14 protein-coding genes and 1 tRNA gene are annotated in these 16,306 nt (G+C 45.9%); 13 read left to right on the top strand and 2 right to left on the bottom strand.

Going from position 1 to position 16,306, the window contains the following annotated elements; translation table 11 throughout:
• Positions 1 to 84 precede the first annotated feature (84 nt).
• Positions 85 to 169, top strand: a tRNA-Leu gene (locus R7044_RS18215).
• A 136-nt stretch (positions 170 to 305) separates the two neighbouring features.
• On the opposite strand, the gene R7044_RS18210 is transcribed toward R7044_RS18215, so the two are convergent.
• On the bottom strand, positions 306 to 1,484 hold the full coding sequence (locus tag R7044_RS18210) for a 2-octaprenyl-3-methyl-6-methoxy-1,4-benzoquinol hydroxylase (protein ID WP_017821766.1): 1,179 nt from the start codon (positions 1,482 to 1,484) through the stop codon (positions 306 to 308).
• A 257-nt stretch (positions 1,485 to 1,741) separates the two neighbouring features.
• Here R7044_RS18210 and miaB point away from each other — a divergent pair, with 257 nt between their 5' ends.
• The 5 genes from miaB to lnt all read left to right on the top strand — a co-directional run bounded on the left by miaB (position 1,742) and on the right by lnt (position 7,359).
• Entirely contained in the window at positions 1,742 to 3,166 is a 1,425-nt protein-coding gene (miaB, locus tag R7044_RS18205; RefSeq protein WP_005373038.1) for a tRNA (N6-isopentenyl adenosine(37)-C2)-methylthiotransferase MiaB, read from the top strand.
• Positions 3,167 to 3,239: 73 nt separating this feature from the next.
• Positions 3,240 to 4,337, top strand: a complete 1,098-nt coding sequence (locus R7044_RS18200) for a PhoH family protein (protein WP_005373033.1) — start codon at positions 3,240 to 3,242, stop codon at positions 4,335 to 4,337.
• Between the two features lie 2 nt (positions 4,338 to 4,339).
• Positions 4,340 to 4,804, top strand: a complete 465-nt coding sequence (gene ybeY, locus R7044_RS18195; protein WP_005373030.1) for an rRNA maturation RNase YbeY — start codon at positions 4,340 to 4,342, stop codon at positions 4,802 to 4,804.
• 105 nt (positions 4,805 to 4,909) lie between these two features.
• Positions 4,910 to 5,809: a CNNM family magnesium/cobalt transport protein CorC gene (gene corC, locus R7044_RS18190; protein WP_005384118.1), complete on the top strand. Its 900-nt coding sequence runs from the start codon at positions 4,910 to 4,912 to the stop codon at positions 5,807 to 5,809.
• Between the two features lie 32 nt (positions 5,810 to 5,841).
• Entirely contained in the window at positions 5,842 to 7,359 is a 1,518-nt protein-coding gene (lnt, locus tag R7044_RS18185; protein WP_225455735.1) for an apolipoprotein N-acyltransferase, read from the top strand.
• A gap of 83 nt (positions 7,360 to 7,442) precedes the next feature.
• Here the strand turns inward: lnt and R7044_RS18180 are convergent, their stop codons facing one another.
• The gene (locus R7044_RS18180; RefSeq protein ID WP_005373024.1) at positions 7,443 to 7,913 is read right to left on the bottom strand and encodes a zinc ribbon-containing protein; all 471 of its coding nucleotides are present in this window, start codon (positions 7,911 to 7,913) and stop codon (positions 7,443 to 7,445) included.
• A gap of 153 nt (positions 7,914 to 8,066) precedes the next feature.
• On the opposite strand from R7044_RS18180, the gene leuS reads away from it, so the two are divergent.
• From leuS to rodA, 7 genes are all read left to right on the top strand, one after another.
• Complete coding sequence (leuS, locus tag R7044_RS18175; protein WP_005384121.1) at positions 8,067 to 10,640, top strand: leucine--tRNA ligase; 2,574 nt, start codon at positions 8,067 to 8,069, stop codon at positions 10,638 to 10,640.
• A gap of 152 nt (positions 10,641 to 10,792) precedes the next feature.
• Positions 10,793 to 11,332, top strand: coding sequence for an LPS assembly lipoprotein LptE (lptE, locus tag R7044_RS18170; RefSeq protein WP_005384122.1), 540 nt, complete (start codon positions 10,793 to 10,795; stop codon positions 11,330 to 11,332).
• Between the two features lie 5 nt (positions 11,333 to 11,337).
• Positions 11,338 to 12,357, top strand: a complete 1,020-nt coding sequence (gene holA / locus R7044_RS18165) for a DNA polymerase III subunit delta (protein WP_225455734.1) — start codon at positions 11,338 to 11,340, stop codon at positions 12,355 to 12,357.
• An 88-nt stretch (positions 12,358 to 12,445) separates the two neighbouring features.
• Positions 12,446 to 12,763, top strand: a complete 318-nt coding sequence (gene rsfS / locus R7044_RS18160; protein WP_005373015.1) for a ribosome silencing factor — start codon at positions 12,446 to 12,448, stop codon at positions 12,761 to 12,763.
• Positions 12,764 to 12,767: 4 nt separating this feature from the next.
• Positions 12,768 to 13,238, top strand: coding sequence for a 23S rRNA (pseudouridine(1915)-N(3))-methyltransferase RlmH (rlmH, locus tag R7044_RS18155; RefSeq protein WP_017821762.1), 471 nt, complete (start codon positions 12,768 to 12,770; stop codon positions 13,236 to 13,238).
• A 29-nt stretch (positions 13,239 to 13,267) separates the two neighbouring features.
• Positions 13,268 to 15,184 (top strand): penicillin-binding protein 2, encoded by a 1,917-nt coding sequence (gene mrdA, locus R7044_RS18150; protein WP_005384126.1) that lies wholly within the window; start codon positions 13,268 to 13,270, stop codon positions 15,182 to 15,184.
• Positions 15,184 to 16,305 carry a rod shape-determining protein RodA gene (gene rodA, locus R7044_RS18145; protein WP_005384128.1) on the top strand — a complete coding sequence of 374 codons (1,122 nt, stop codon included), beginning with the start codon at positions 15,184 to 15,186 and terminating at the stop codon, positions 16,303 to 16,305. Before mrdA ends, rodA begins: the two co-directional genes overlap by 1 nt.
• Position 16,306 lies beyond the last annotated feature (1 nt).

Raw genomic sequence — 16,306 nt, 5'->3', positions numbered from 1 at the left:
TTCCCTGGTTCGAATCCAGGTAGCCCTGCCATATACAATGATATTGAGATTTTACCAATTATCTTGATATCTACAGAATAAGTTGCGGAAGTGGCGGAATTGGTAGACGCACCAGATTTAGGTTCTGGCGCCGCAAGGTGTGAGAGTTCAAGTCTCTCCTTCCGCACCATTATCGGAAAACCCAGCATGACTTTGCTGGGTTTTTTCTTTTTTTTGGTTCTGGACTCGGGAAATCATTAGATTTGCCGAATTAAAAAAGCGAGCTCATGGCTCGCTTTTTTTCTATCTGTGATTTGAGTAGCTTACTACATACCTAACGCGTATTTCAGTACTTGAGCCTTAATTGGCCCTGAGTTTTCAGCAAGCTTCAATGCAGCATTACGTACGAACTTCAATGGCCCAAGATCGTTGCTAAAACCTTTATAGAAAAAGTCCATGCCCGTCTGCATGAGTAAGTTGTCAGGTCGACGTGCGCGTTCGTATTTCGCGAGTAAGGTATCTTCCAGCTTTTCTTGGTGCTCTGTTACCGAAAGGAGAACGTCTACATCTTTGAAGCCTAAGTTTACCCCTTGCCCTGCAAGCGGATTGATCGTATGAGCAGAGTCACCCACTAACACGCAATTTTTGCTTGAGTAGCTTTGCGCATGACGACGAGTGAGTGGGAATGAGCCAAACTGTAAAACTTCAATATCGCCTAATTCAGCAGGGAAATGACGTAAGATTTCTTCCCTTAGTTGAGGTTTACCCATCGCACACAGTTGTTTAATACGTTTAGGCGAGTCATACCAAACCAAAGAACCTTGGCCTACTACTTGACCATCGTCGTTACTCAAAGAGCACAGAGGTAAAAATGAACGTGGGCCTGAAGGTGTAAATTGTTGCCAAGTAATATCTTGCTGAGGCAATTCTGTTTTCACGTTAATCAACATGCAGTGTTGTCGGTAATCCCACGCAGTTACACCAATTCCAGCCAATTGACGAACTTTAGAGTTTGCACCATCAGCACCAATCACCCAGTTAGCTTCAAACTGCTCCCCACTTTCTAGTGTCACAAGGTTTACATCTGCAAACTCAATGGCTTTTAATCGCTCAGGACACATCACGGTTAGATTTTCATACTGAGAGAAGACTTGCCAAAGACCTAATTGGATTAGGCGATTTTCAACGATGTAACCTAGCTGATCCAATGACAATTCATCAGAGTGAAAACGAGTACGGCACTCTGGGTGCTCCCAAGTTTCTAAGCGACGATAAGGACAAACTCGCATGCTCTTGATCTCTGACCATGCTCCGAGTGAATCAAGTAACTCCACCGACTGGTGCGAGATTGCAGATACACGAATATCCATCGCCTGAGCGGCATCAAAAACTTTAGGTTTTGTACCTTCAACCAAGACAACGCTTCTGCCCTGCTTGGCAAATCCAACAGCGACGGCTGCCCCAACCATACCGCCACCGATCACGGCGATGTCATACTTGTTCATTTTTCACTCTTCATCGTGCTGATTAATTGGCGTTTTTTATTGTACTTTCCATGGCTATTTTTACAAAATTGTTTAACAAAAAACCTTGTTCTGCATAGGGCGAAAAACTAGATTTCATCAGGCTTTGCAGAGAATTAGCTAGATCACTAGTCAGGTGCTTTTTAAAGCAGTACAATACGCCGCTTACCGCCGTGATGGCGGCTATAATTTGAGCAATAGCTCTCCGATTTAAGTACAACTGAACGAGCGAAAGTGAGATGAGTAAGAAACTGCTAATTAAAACCTGGGGCTGCCAGATGAACGAATACGATTCATCAAAAATGGCCGACCTGCTTAATGCTGCAAACGGCTACGAGCTGACGGAAGAGCCAGAGGAAGCAGACGTACTTCTACTTAACACCTGTTCGATCCGTGAAAAAGCGCAAGAGAAAGTTTTCCACCAGCTAGGCCGCTGGAAAACACTAAAAGATAAAAAACCTGGCGTAGTTATCGGTGTAGGTGGTTGTGTAGCAACGCAAGAAGGTGACCATATTCGTGAACGTGCACCATACGTTGACGTTATTTTTGGCCCACAAACTTTGCACCGCCTACCTGAGATGATCAAACAATCTCAGTCCGATGATGCACCAGTTATGGACATTTCGTTCCCAGAGATCGAAAAATTCGACCGCCTACCTGAACCTCGCGCTGAAGGTGCGACAGCATTCGTTTCTATTATGGAAGGCTGCTCTAAGTACTGTACTTACTGTGTCGTACCGTACACTCGTGGTGAAGAAGTAAGCCGTCCAATGGATGACGTACTGTTCGAAATCGCCCAACTTGCTGAACAAGGCGTACGTGAAGTAAACCTTCTGGGTCAAAACGTAAACGCGTACCGTGGTCCTATGCACGATGGTGAGATCTGTTCATTTGCAGAACTGCTTCGTTTGGTTGCGTCTATCGATGGTATCGACCGTATTCGTTTCACGACGAGCCACCCGTTAGAATTCACAGACGACATCATCGCAGTATACGAAGATACGCCAGAACTTGTGAGCTTCCTGCACTTACCTGTGCAAAGTGGTAGTGACCGTATCCTAACGATGATGAAACGCCCTCACACCGCTATCGAATACAAATCGATCATCCGTAAACTGCGTAAAGCTCGTCCTGATATCCAAATCAGTTCAGACTTTATTGTTGGTTTCCCTGGTGAGACAGACAAAGACTTCCAAGACACCATGAAGCTAATCAAAGATGTAGACTTTGACATGAGCTTCAGCTTTATTTTCTCTCCACGTCCAGGTACGCCAGCAGCGGATTACCCTTGTGATGTGTCAGAACAAGTGAAGAAAGAGCGCCTTTACGAACTACAGCAAACTATCAATGCTCAAGCGATGCGTTACTCTCGCTTAATGCTTGGCACAGAACAACGTGTTCTAGTTGAAGGTCCTTCGAAGAAAAATCTAATGGAACTACGCGCTCGTACAGAAAACAACCGTGTAGTAAACTTTGAAGGTAGTGCAGACCTAATTGGTCAGTTCGTTGATGTGAAGATCGTAGACGTATTTGCAAACTCACTGCGTGGTGAGCTAGTACGTACTGAAAAAGACATGGATCTTCGTAGTGTGATTTCCCCAACGCAGATGATGGCGAAAACACGTCGCGAAGATGAGCTGGGTGTAGCTACTTTTACGCCGTAAGCTCGTATAAATAGCCATAGAGAGCCTGGTCGTTATCAGGCTCTCACTAAGTGGCAAAAAATGAGAGGCAACATTGAGCAATAAAATCGTAACTCTAGAAATTAACCTAGAACCTTCAGACAACCGCCGACTAGCTAGCCTGTGCGGCCCATTCGATGACAACATCAAGCATTTAGAACGTCGTCTAGGCGTTGAAATTAACCACCGTAGTGACCACTTTACGATTGTCGGTAAACCTCATACCGCATCAGCTGCGCTGGATATCCTGAAAACTCTATATGTTGATACCGCACCTGTACGAGGTGAGATCCCAGATATTGAGCCTGAGCAAATCCACCTAGCGATCAAAGAGTCTGGTGTTCTTGAGCAGAATACTGAGTCTAATATCGAGCACGGTAAAGAAGTCTTCGTCAAAACCAAGAAAGGTGTGATCAAACCACGTACGCCAAACCAAGCGCAGTACTTGGTTAACATGGTCACGCATGATATTTCTTTTGGTATTGGCCCGGCTGGTACAGGTAAAACCTACCTTGCTGTAGCAGCAGCTGTTGACGCACTAGAGCGCCAAGAGATCCGTCGTATTCTACTTACTCGTCCAGCGGTTGAAGCTGGTGAAAAATTGGGCTTCCTGCCTGGTGATTTAAGCCAGAAAGTCGACCCATACCTACGTCCGCTATACGACGCTCTATTTGAAATGCTGGGCTTTGAGCGCGTAGAGAAGCTGATTGAACGTAACGTGATTGAGGTTGCCCCTCTTGCTTACATGCGTGGTCGTACTCTAAACGACGCCTTTATCATTCTTGATGAGAGTCAGAACACCACTGTTGAACAGATGAAGATGTTCCTAACGCGTATTGGTTTTAACTCTCGCGCGGTTATCACTGGTGATGTCACGCAGATTGACTTACCTCGTGGTGCGAAATCGGGTCTTCGTCATGCTATTGAAGTACTAAGCGAAGTTGACGACATCAGCTTTAACTTCTTCTTGGCCGACGACGTTGTACGTCACCCTGTGGTTGCTCGTATCGTTAACGCGTACGAGAAGTGGGAAGCACAAGACCAGAAAGAGCGTAAAGAGTTCGAGAAACGCCGTCGTGAAGAACGCGATGCGAAGTTACTAGAAGCAGCAAAAGCCGAACTGAATGCACAAGTTGCTTCAACTAAGGAATAACCATGGCGATTGAACTTGATCTGCAACTGGCAGTCGAAAATGAAGAAGGTTTGCCTTCGCAGCAAGATTTCCAATTGTGGCTAGATAAGACCATTCCTCTCTTCCAACCACAAGCCGAAGTCACCATTCGTATTGTTGATGAACAAGAAAGTCATACGCTCAACCATGAGTATCGCGGCAAAGATAAACCAACTAATGTGTTGTCGTTTCCATTTGAAGCACCTCCTGGTATGGAAATAGATTTACTTGGTGATTTGATTATTTGCCGCCAAGTTGTTGAAAAAGAGGCGGTTGAACAGAGCAAGCCTCTGCTAGCACATTGGGCGCATATGGTTGTACATGGCAGCTTGCATCTGCTAGGTTATGATCATATAGAGGATGACGAAGCCGAAGAGATGGAGTCCCTCGAAACCGAAATCATGCAAGGTATGGGTTATGAAGATCCTTACATTGCTGAAAAAGAGTAGCTATTGGCCACTCGACAGGGAAAGGCGAACCACCTAAATGACTCTCGTGTTCGCCTCTCTATGTGTGCTATCACACTTCTGATAGCGTTACTTAATTGAGAAACAATGAACGAAGATAATTCTCCCTCTTCTAACGAAGATAAGAAAGAAAAGGCAGAAGGTCCGAGTAGAAAGTCCTTCTTTGAACGTCTAGGTCAACTATTTCAGGGCGAACCAAAAGATCGCCAAGAGCTTGTGGATGTTATCCGCGACTCTGAAGTTAACGACCTGATTGACCATGACACTCGCGATATGCTTGAAGGTGTTATGGAAATCTCCGAAATGCGTGTGCGTGACATTATGATCCCGCGTTCGCAAATGGTTACCGTTGAGCGTACTCACGACCTTGATACCTTGGTTGCTTTGATTACCGATGCTCAACACTCTCGCTACCCTGTGATCAGCGAAGATAAAGACCATGTGGAAGGCATACTTCTAGCGAAGGACTTACTTAAATACTTAGGCTCAGGCAGTAATCCATTTGATATCGAAGAAGTCATTCGACCAGCGGTTGTGGTACCGGAAAGTAAACGCGTTGATCGACTGCTGAAAGAATTTCGTGAAGAACGTTATCATATGGCCATTGTTGTCGATGAATTCGGTGGTGTTTCTGGTCTTGTGACCATTGAAGATATCCTTGAGGAAATCGTCGGGGATATTGAAGATGAATTCGATGAAAGTGAAGAGACGGACATTCGTAAGCTGAGCAAGCATACGTTTGCTGTCAGAGCGCTGACAACCATCGAAGAGTTTAATGAGACATTCGGAACCAACTTCAGCGATGAGGAAGTTGATACCGTTGGTGGTATGGTCATGACTGCCTTTGGTCACTTACCTTCTCGTGGTGAACTGGTTGAAATTGAAGGCTACAACTTCAAAGTCACCGCTGCCGATAACCGTCGTGTCATTCAACTCCAAGTGACGATCCCAGACGAAGAAACCCTGGTTGAAGCCACTCAAGAGTAACGCGATACCCATTGGGAATCTCAGAAATTACAATGATGAATGAACTCTTTCATCGCCTTAAGCGGCCCTTAGTGGCCGCTTTTGTTGGCGCCTCTACTACACTCGCTTTCGCTCCTTACCAGCTGTGGCCTATTGCCATTCTTAGCCCTGCAATTCTACTGATTCTTCTTGCTAACCAAACTCCGAAACGCGCACTATGGATTGGTTATGCTTGGGGGTTAGGTCAATTTGCAACTGGCGTTAGCTGGGTTTACGTCAGTATCTCCGGTTTTGGCGGTATGCCGCTCATTGCCAATTTATTTTTAATGGGCTTACTTGTTGCCTACTTGGCTGTTTATTCAGGCTTATTTGCTTGGCTCAACAACAAGCTGTTTCCTCAATTTACGCTCACAAAAGCACTTCTCGCAGTACCTGCTTTATGGCTGATCAGTGATTGGTTGCGTGGTTGGGTGATGACCGGCTTCCCTTGGTTATGGCTAGGCTATAGCCAGATAGATGCTCCACTCGCAAGCTTTGCACCAATTGGCGGCGTAGAACTGCTTACTCTATTTATCCTTATCAGCGCAGGGGCGTTAGCCTATGCATGGATTCATAAGCAGTGTCTGATGGTGATTATCCCTGCGGTACTACTCAGTACTGGCTTTGGGATTCGCAGCTACGATTGGGTAACACTCCGACCAGAAGACACGACTAAGCTCGCACTGATTCAAGGTAACGTAGACCAAAACCTAAAGTGGCTACCAAGTCAACGCTGGCCAACCATCATGAAATATGCTGACTTAACTCGTGAAAACTGGGACGCTGACATTATCGTTTGGCCAGAAGCAGCAATTCCCGCTTTTGAAATTGAAGTGCCTTCATTTTTGAGCAATATCGACAGCGCTGCAAAAATGAATAACAGCGCAATCATCACCGGTGTCGTCAACCAAGCTGAAGATCGACAGTTCTACAACAGTATTCTGTCCCTCGGCATCACACCATACGGTGACTACAGCTTCGATTTAAGCGAACGTTACCATAAGCATCACCTACTACCGTTTGGTGAGTTTGTACCATTTGAAGATATTTTGCGCCCATTAGCGCCATTCTTTAACCTACCGATGTCATCGTTTAGCCGTGGGGCTTTTGTGCAGCCAAACATCGTTGCGAATGGCATGCACATGGCACCAGCGCTTTGCTATGAGATCATCTTTAATGAGCAAGTGCGTCAAAATGTGACTGACGAAACAGACTTCATTCTAACGCTTTCAAACGATGCATGGTTTGGTCACTCTATCGGTCCTCTTCAGCATATGGAGATCGCCCGTATGCGTGCCTTAGAATTGGGTAAACCGCTCATCCGCTCGACTAACAACGGATTAACAGCGGTAACCGATCACAAAGGTAAAATCGTTGAGCAAGTACCGCAGTTTGAAACTGCAGTACTGCGCGCAGAGCTCACCCCAACCGATGGGAAAACGCCATATCGAATCCTTGGTACTTGGCCATTGTATATTTGGGTTGGGTCAAGTTTAGCGCTGACTTTCGGTTTAAGAAGAAAACAGAGCTGATAACAGCTTGAAAGTAGAAAAGACAAAAAAGAGGCGACTAAGCCTCTTTTTATTCATTGCATTATACAGTCGTTACTCGCCATTTATGGCTTTAATGACTGACGAGTAAAGCCTTTGTGACCACACTTAATACACGGAATGATTACTGTTGGGTGGTTATACGTTGTCTTGTGACCACACTCATCACAGACCAAGGTGCCTAAGCCTATCACCTCTCCTGCTTCATATAGCCCTTGATGCTCTAAGTCATCGAACAACTCAACCCACTCAACTTTAGTTCGGTCTGTAATCTCTAACAACCCTTGCCATATCGAGTCCGCAATCGTTAAGTAAAACGGGCCGCTTTTACTGTCCTCGTAACTCTCTGAAAACTCTTTTAAGTCTGCTTTAAGGTACGCTTTGATTAAAGCCAATTCATCTTTGGTCAAGTCATTAGCAGCATCCACCACTTTGCCCGACGTCTCAATCGCTTTGTTAACTTCTTCCGGACTGTGCTTCAAGGTTTCAATCACATCCTCGAGCATTTCCTCATAACCTGTTTTACGTTTAGGCATAACTGACCTCCATCTTTCTCCTACCTGCGTCACTTAAGGGCGCATGGGTACAGATTGGCTATTGTTGTGATCCCTAGCTTTAGGTATTCTATGACGATCTATTTAAGTCTGTTCTAACCGAACTCACAAATTCCAAGATAACGGATACCATCGATGCAAGAACAATACAACCCACAAGATATTGAACAAAAAGTTCAAAAGCACTGGGATGACAACAAAACCTTTGTTGTAAGTGAAGACCCAAATAAAGAAAAATTCTACTGTCTGTCCATGTTCCCATACCCAAGTGGTCGACTGCACATGGGTCACGTGCGCAACTACACTATCGGTGATGTAGTATCTCGTTTCCAACGCCTACAAGGCAAAAACGTGATGCAACCAATCGGTTGGGATGCATTCGGTCTACCTGCAGAAAACGCAGCAGTAAAAAACAAAACTGCGCCAGCACCTTGGACTTACGAAAACATCGAATACATGAAGAACCAACTTAAGCTTCTAGGCTTTGGTTACGATTGGAACCGTGAATTCGCAACATGTACACCGGAGTACTACCGCTGGGAACAAGAGTTCTTCACTAAACTTTACGAGAAAGGTTTAGTTTACAAAAAGACTTCTTCTGTTAACTGGTGTCCTAACGACCAAACTGTTCTTGCAAACGAGCAGGTTGAAGACGGTTGTTGCTGGCGTTGTGATACGCCTGTAGAGCAAAAAGAAATCCCTCAATGGTTCATCAAAATCACTGAGTACGCTCAAGAGCTACTAGACGACCTAGATAAGCTTGAAGGTTGGCCTGAAATGGTGAAAACCATGCAGCGCAACTGGATTGGCCGCTCTGAAGGCGTTGAGCTGAAGTTTGAAGTTAAGGGTCAACAAGACCTAGAAGTTTACACAACACGTCCAGATACGCTAATGGGTGTGACTTACGTGGGCATCGCAGCCGGCCACCCACTTGCAGCTCTTGCTGCAGAGAACAACCCAGAGCTTGCAGCGTTTATCGACGAATGTAAGAACAACAAGGTTGCAGAAGCTGAGCTAGCGACAATGGAGAAGAAAGGTATGGCTACTGGCCTTACTGCTATTCATCCATTGAACGGCCGTGAAGTTCCTGTTTACGTAGCAAACTTCGTACTGATGGACTACGGTACAGGCGCGGTAATGGCAGTACCAGCACACGACCAACGTGACTACGAGTTCGCAACGAAGTACGGTCTAGACATCGTGCCTGTTATCAAGCCTGCTGATGGCAGCGAGCTAGACATCTCTGAAGCGGCATACACAGAGAAAGGCGTACTGTTCGATTCTGGTGAATTCGACGGCCTAGAATTCCAAGCGGCGTTCGATGCAATTGCAGCGAAGCTAGAAGCAGAAGGCAAAGGCACTAAGACTGTAAACTTCCGTCTACGCGACTGGGGTGTATCTCGTCAACGTTACTGGGGCGCACCAATCCCAATGGTAACGACTGAAGACGGTGAAGTTCACCCAGTACCTGCTGACCAACTACCAGTGATTCTTCCAGAAGACGTGGTAATGGACGGCGTCACTAGCCCAATCAAAGCAGACAAAGAGTGGGCGAAGACAACCTTTAACGGCGAACCTGCTCTACGTGAAACAGATACGTTCGATACGTTCATGGAATCTTCTTGGTACTACGCGCGTTACTGTTCACCACAAGCGGACGACATCCTAGACCCAGAAAAAGCAAACTACTGGCTACCAGTAGATCAATACATCGGTGGTATCGAGCACGCTTGTATGCACCTACTGTACTCACGCTTCTTCCACAAACTACTGCGCGATGCGGGTTACGTAACTTCTGACGAACCGTTCAAGCAACTACTGTGTCAAGGCATGGTACTAGCTGATGCGTTCTACTTCGAGAACGAGAAAGGCGGCAAAGAGTGGGTAGCTCCAACAGACGTAGCCGTTGAACGTGATGGTAAAGGCCGCATTACTTCTGCTAAAGACACTGAAGGTCGTGATGTAACGCACTCAGGCATGATCAAGATGTCTAAGTCTAAGAACAACGGTATCGACCCTCAAGAAATGGTAGACAAGTACGGCGCTGACACAGTACGTCTATTCATGATGTTCGCGTCTCCAGCGGACATGACACTTGAATGGCAAGAGTCTGGCGTAGAAGGTGCGAACCGCTTCCTAAAACGTGTTTGGAAACTAGTGAAAGAGCACACAGCGAAAGGCGCAGCAGAAGCAGTAGATACCTCAGCGCTTTCTGGTGATCAAAAAGCACTTCGCCGCGACGTTCACAAAACTATCGCGAAAGTGACGGACGATATCGCTCGTCGTCAAACATTCAACACCGCGATCGCAGCGATCATGGAGCTGATGAACAAACTAGCGAAAGCGCCTCAAGAATCTGCGCAAGATCGTGCAATCCTTGACGAAGCACTGAAAGCTATTGTTGTCATGCTTTACCCTATCACTCCGCATATCTCATACGAGCTATGGGCAGCACTAGGTGAAACAGACATTGATAACGCGGCATGGCCGACGTTTGACGAAAAAGCGCTAGTTGAAGACGAAAAAACTATCGTTGTTCAAGTTAACGGTAAGCTACGTGCGAAGCTAACAGTCCCAGCTGATATCTCTAAAGACGATATCGAACAGCTTGGTCTAAACGACGAAAACGTGGTTAAGTTCACTGATGGCCTGACTATTCGTAAAGTTATTTACGTTCCAGGTAAACTGCTGAACATCGTTGCAAACTAATCGCAGCTGTCAATTTGTCTCTGTTTAGCGAACTTATTTGTTAACCAAGAGTCATTAAACAGGGTAGTTCGCTACCCTGTTTATTTACCTCAAACCATTCACATGAGTGGTTTAAGGTAAATAACCCCTTCAATTTAGGATGAATACAATCAATGCGCTTTTTCTCTTTGATTAAACTACCAGTGGTATTGGTATTAGCGGGGCTTCTTTCTGCCTGTGGTTTTCACCTTCGCGGCGAGTATTCCGTACCGGAAGAGCTGCACACTATGTCTTTCTCCAGCTACGATGAATACAGTGAATTAACTCGCTATGTTCGCTCTCAACTCGAACTGAACAAAGTTGAACTTGTTCAACCATCATCGACGGTACCCAACCTTCATTTGACGGAAGCGACAATCGATGAGCGTACACTGTCTCTGTATCAAAATAGCCGTGCAGCAGAAAAAGAGCTGACATACGTAGTAAAATACCGTGTGACAATTCCTGGCTATGGTTCTAAAAACTTTACGACAACAGTAAACCGCAACTACCTAGACAACCCGTTGACCGCACTTGCAAAATCTGTTGAGCGTGACGTAATTGAAGACGAGATGCGCTTGCAAGCTGCAAAACAGATGATGCGCCAGTTGGGCCGTATTCGTGCCGAATATGAAGCAGGACAAATCTCTGAGCCAGCGAACAAAAACTCTTAGTCACTATGCGAATTTATGCCGATAAGCTAACGGATCATTTAACTAAACAAGTTAAACAGGTTTACTTAATCTTTGGTAATGAGCCGTTACTGATTCAAGAAAGCCGCCAAGCCATCCAAAAGGCAGCGTTTCAGCAAGGTTTTGAGGAAAAACACCGTTTTGCGGTGGATGCTAGCATCGACTGGAACCAAGTTTACGACTGTTTCCAAGCGATGAGCCTGTTTTCAAACCGTCAATTGATTGAGCTTGAAATTCCTGAAAGTGGCGTGACAACCGCCGTCAGCAAAGAGCTGCAAACACTGTGTGATATGCTTCATGATGACATCATGCTCGTCATTGTTGGTAGCAAACTGACCAAAGCCCAAGAAAATGCGAAATGGTTCAAAGCATTAAGCTCAAAAGGCGATTGGGTAAGCTGCTTGTCGCCAGACCTTCAACGCCTACCTATGTTCATTCAGACACGTTGCCGCACGTTGGGACTAAAACCCGATCAGCAATCACTGCAAATGTTGGCTCAATGGCATGAAGGTAACCTATTTGCATTGACACAAAGCTTAGAGAAATTGGCCCTACTCTACCCGGATGGTGAACTGACCATCATACGTTTAGAGGAAGCCCTAAGTCGCCATAACCACTTCACTACCTTTAACTGGATCGACGCCTTACTGGCAGGTAAAGCAAACCGTGCACAACGTATTCTTCGCCAACTTGAGGCGGAAGGGATTGAGACCGTGATCTTGATTCGAAGTGTACAAAAAGAGTTGAGCCAACTTTTAAATATGCATCAAGACTTAAGTCAAATGGGAATGAACCAGGTATTTGAGAAATATCGAGTTTGGCAAAATAAGCGTCCACTCTATAACGCAGCACTGACCCGCTTATCAGCGAGTCGTATTTGTGCATTGCTCTCCTTATTGGCTCAAGCCGAGATAAAAGCCAAAACTCAGTATGACGAGTCTGTATGGCCAACTATTCATCAGTTGAGCTTAGAAACCTGCTCTCCTGATATTAAGCTGGCAATTTAAAAATCAAAGCGTGATATAGTGCGCGACCTGTTTTGCAAGCAAGAATGTAAAACACTGTAGAGATAAGAGACAAACCGAGGAAAACCGAGTGCTTCGCGAAGAACTGAAAGACTTTTTAGCTGATAAAGCCGACGACATGAAAGCGGAAGACATTATCGTCCTAAATGTGGAAGATAAATCAAGCGTGACAGATTACATGATCATCTGTACTGGTACATCCAAACGCCACGTTTCATCCATCGCTGACCATGTTGCAACAGAAGTGAAAAAAGCCGGTCTTGAGCCACTAGGAATGGAAGGTGAAAACGAAGGTGAATGGGTAGTCCTAGATATGGGCGACGCCATGCTTCACGTGATGCAAGAAGAGCACCGCGAACTCTACCAGCTAGAAAAACTCTGGGGTTAATCTTTTGAAAATTCAACTAATTGCTGTTGGCACAAAAATGCCAAAATGGGTTGAGGAAGGCTTTCAAGAATATCGTCGCCGTTTCCCGCATGATATGCCGTTGGAGCTGATTGAAATCTCTGCTGGCAAGCGTGGTAAGAATGCCGATATCGCTCGCATCCTGCAAAAAGAAGGAGAAGCGATGCTCGCGGCGGTACCAAAAGGCAACCGTATCGTCACGTTAGATATCCCAGGTAAAAAATGGGACACTCCTCAACTCGCTGAGCAGTTAGAAGCTTGGAAATTAGATGGCCGTGATGTATCAATATTAATCGGCGGTCCTGAAGGACTCGCTCCTGCATGCAAAGCTGCAGCAGACCAAAGCTGGTCATTATCTGCCTTAACGCTACCCCACCCTCTAGTGCGTATCGTAATGGCAGAAAGCTTATACCGAGCGTGGAGCATCACCGCTAACCACCCTTATCATCGCGAATAATCGTTGTTTAACTTTAGAGCCAAGCGTTAATGATTCGTAAACGCCGCAGTCAAATCCGAGATTATCAAGCCGAAGCGCGTCTGTTTGCCAGCCGCGCTATTGTTGCTTTTATCGGCATTGTTGTCTTGATGGGAGCTCTGGTTGCCAACATGTACAACATTCAGGTGAACCAGTTTCAAGACTATCAAACCCGCTCGAACGATAACCGCATCAAAGTAGTGCCTATCGCGCCTAACCGAGGTCTAATTTATGACCGAAATGGCGTTTTACTGGCAGAGAACCGTCCCGTCTTTAACTTAGAACTGACCCCAGAAAAAATTAAAGACATTGATGCAACCATCCAAGAATTACAAACTATTCTGGAAATTACACCAGACCAGATTGAACGTTTCCACCACGAGCGTAAACGGACTCGTCGATTTAAATCGGTCCCACTGCTTACCCAACTGAACGAAAAACAAGTAGCGGTATTCTCCGTCAATCAGTACCGCTTTCCGGGTGTGGAAATAAGTGCGACCTTAAAGCGCTACTACCCTTTCAGCGAAGTCTTAACCCACGTGATTGGTTACGTTTCTCGAATCAATGATCGCGACATGCAGCGCCTGATCCGAGAAGAAAAAGACGCAAACTATCAAGCCACTCGCGACATTGGTAAGCTGGGTATTGAAAAATACTACGAAGATCTCTTACACGGTACAGCCGGATATCAAGAAGTCGAGGTAAACAGCCGCGGCCGAGTAATTCGTACCTTAAAGTACGTTCCACCTGTACCCGGAAAAGACATCGTTTTAAACCTTGATATCAACTTGCAGTTGTACGTACACCAATTATTGGACGGCCGCCGAGGCAGTGCTGTAGTGATCGATCCTAGAGACAACGGCGTACTGGCTATGGTTTCAAGCCCTAGCTACGATCCTAACTCGTTCGTGCACGGAATCTCAGGTAAAGACTATCGCGCCCTTTTGAACGATAAAAACCGTCCTTTGGTCAACCGCACTACACTTGGCATTTACCCCCCTGCGTCTACCATCAAACCATTTATGGCGGTGGCCGCGCTGCAAGAAGGTGTCGTCACACCTAACACCACACGAAATGACCCTGGTTATTGGCGCATACCAAACTCCAACACACGCCCGTTTCGTGACTGGTTGCGTTGGGGGCACGGGCGCGTAGATATCATTAAGTCGATCGAAGAGTCTGTTGATACCTTCTACTATCAAATCGCTTATGACATGGGTATTGACCGTATTTCGAATTGGATGATGATGTTCGGTTTTGGTGATTACACTGGCATTGATATTTACGAAGAAAGTAAGGCGAATATGCCGACTCGTGACTGGAAAATGTCTCGCCATAAAACCCCATGGTATAAAGGTGATACGATCCCTGTGGGTATCGGCCAAGGATATTGGACAGCAACACCAATGCAAATCGCCAAAGCAACCTCCGTATTAGTAAACGAGGGAGAAGTGATCGCACCTCACTTGCTCAAAGCGACGATAGAAAATGGTAACGACTTCGAAGAGCAACAAACGACAGAATACGTGACTTACCCACCAATCAAGAATGTGCCTAAAAAGTACTGGGATATGGCGAAAGAAGGCATGCGTCGGGTAAACCATGGCACGCGCGGAACAGCTCGACGCTCATTCTACAAAATGAATTATGAAACAGCGGGTAAATCAGGTACTGCACAGGTCTTCGGTCTGGGTGAAAACGAAGAGTACAACGCCGATGAGATCGCCGAGCACTTACGTGACCATGCGTTATTTACTGGCTTTGCACCATTTGATGATCCTAAAGTGGTCGTCACTGTAGTACTAGAAAATGCCGGTGGTGGTTCTAGTAACGGTGCCCCAGTAGTAAGGAAAATTTTTGACCGAGTCGTTCTTGGTCCAGAAGAAATTGAGCCTGAAAACAATGCGAAGAAAGAGGTAAAACAGTAATGAAGATGGATCCCTCTACAGGTAAAAATCGCGCCCTGTTTGAACGCTTCCATATCGACTTACCACTCCTACTTGGCATACTGGCCCTGATGGGGTTTGGCCTGGTGATCATGTACAGCGCCAGTGGCCAAAGTTTACTGATGATGGATCGCCAAGCCATGCGAATGGTGCTTTCACTCGTTGTGATGCTCGTCCTTGCACAGCTTTCTCCACGAACTTACGAAAGCTTGGCACCTTTGATGTTCGTTGGTGGCGTTATACTGCTTTTCGGCGTGCTGTTTTTCGGTGAAGCATCGAAAGGCGCGCAGCGTTGGCTTAACCTCGGTTTTGTGCGCTTTCAACCGTCAGAGCTATTGAAGCTCGCGGTGCCATTAATGGTGGCTCGCTATGTTGGTAGACAGCCCCTCCCACCAACGCTAAGAACACTCATTGTTGCACTGATTATGGTCTGCTTACCAACCATTCTCATTGCAAAACAGCCTGACTTAGGTACCTCGATCCTGATCGCGGCTTCCGGTATTTTTGTTATCTTCCTCGCAGGCATTAGCTGGAAAATAATTGCTGGTGCTGCGATTGCATTAGGTGGTTTCATTCCAATTCTGTGGTTTTTCTTGATGCGAGAGTATCAAAAAGTGCGAGTTCGTACTCTATTTAACCCGGAATCTGATCCGCTAGGAGCGGGCTACCACATTATTCAGAGTAAAATTGCGATTGGCTCCGGCGGTATTTCCGGCAAAGGTTGGTTGCAAGGTACGCAGTCACAACTAGAATTTCTTCCTGAACGACACACTGACTTTATCTTTGCAGTAATTGCTGAAGAATGGGGTATGATTGGCTTCCTTTGCCTTTTAGCCATCTATCTATTTATTATTGGACGAGGTTTATATCTCGCCAGCCAAGCGCAAACCGCATTTGGACGAATGATGGCAGGCAGTATTGTACTCAGCTTCTTCGTGTATATTTTTGTAAATATTGGCATGGTAAGTGGCATCCTACCTGTAGTAGGTGTACCGTTGCCACTCATCAGTTATGGCGGCACATCAATGGTAACCTTGATGGCTGGTTTTGGTATTCTGATGTCGATTCATACGCACCGAAAAGCATTCTCTAAGGCGACCTAGA

It is taken from the genome of Vibrio sp. 1402 (genome assembly GCF_033340275.1).
The sequence above is the reverse complement of the archived record's forward strand: the minus strand, read 5'-3'. Positions and strand labels throughout refer to the sequence as shown.

Excerpts from the sequence above, each read along its gene's own strand:
- R7044_RS18210 (WP_017821766.1), bottom strand. The coding sequence starts at position 1,484 with ATGAACAAGTATGACATCGCCGTGATCGGTGGCGGTATGGTTGGGGCA.
- miaB (WP_005373038.1), top strand. The coding sequence starts at position 1,742 with ATGAGTAAGAAACTGCTAATTAAAACCTGGGGCTGCCAGATGAACGAA.
- ybeY (WP_005373030.1), top strand. The coding sequence starts at position 4,340 with ATGGCGATTGAACTTGATCTGCAACTGGCAGTCGAAAATGAAGAAGGT.
- corC (WP_005384118.1), top strand. The coding sequence starts at position 4,910 with ATGAACGAAGATAATTCTCCCTCTTCTAACGAAGATAAGAAAGAAAAG.
- lnt (WP_225455735.1), top strand. The coding sequence starts at position 5,842 with ATGATGAATGAACTCTTTCATCGCCTTAAGCGGCCCTTAGTGGCCGCT.
- R7044_RS18180 (WP_005373024.1), bottom strand. The coding sequence starts at position 7,913 with ATGCCTAAACGTAAAACAGGTTATGAGGAAATGCTCGAGGATGTGATT.
- leuS (WP_005384121.1), top strand. The coding sequence starts at position 8,067 with ATGCAAGAACAATACAACCCACAAGATATTGAACAAAAAGTTCAAAAG.
- lptE (WP_005384122.1), top strand. The coding sequence starts at position 10,793 with ATGCGCTTTTTCTCTTTGATTAAACTACCAGTGGTATTGGTATTAGCG.
- holA (WP_225455734.1), top strand. The coding sequence starts at position 11,338 with ATGCGAATTTATGCCGATAAGCTAACGGATCATTTAACTAAACAAGTT.
- mrdA (WP_005384126.1), top strand. The coding sequence starts at position 13,268 with ATGATTCGTAAACGCCGCAGTCAAATCCGAGATTATCAAGCCGAAGCG.
- rodA (WP_005384128.1), top strand. The coding sequence starts at position 15,184 with ATGAAGATGGATCCCTCTACAGGTAAAAATCGCGCCCTGTTTGAACGC.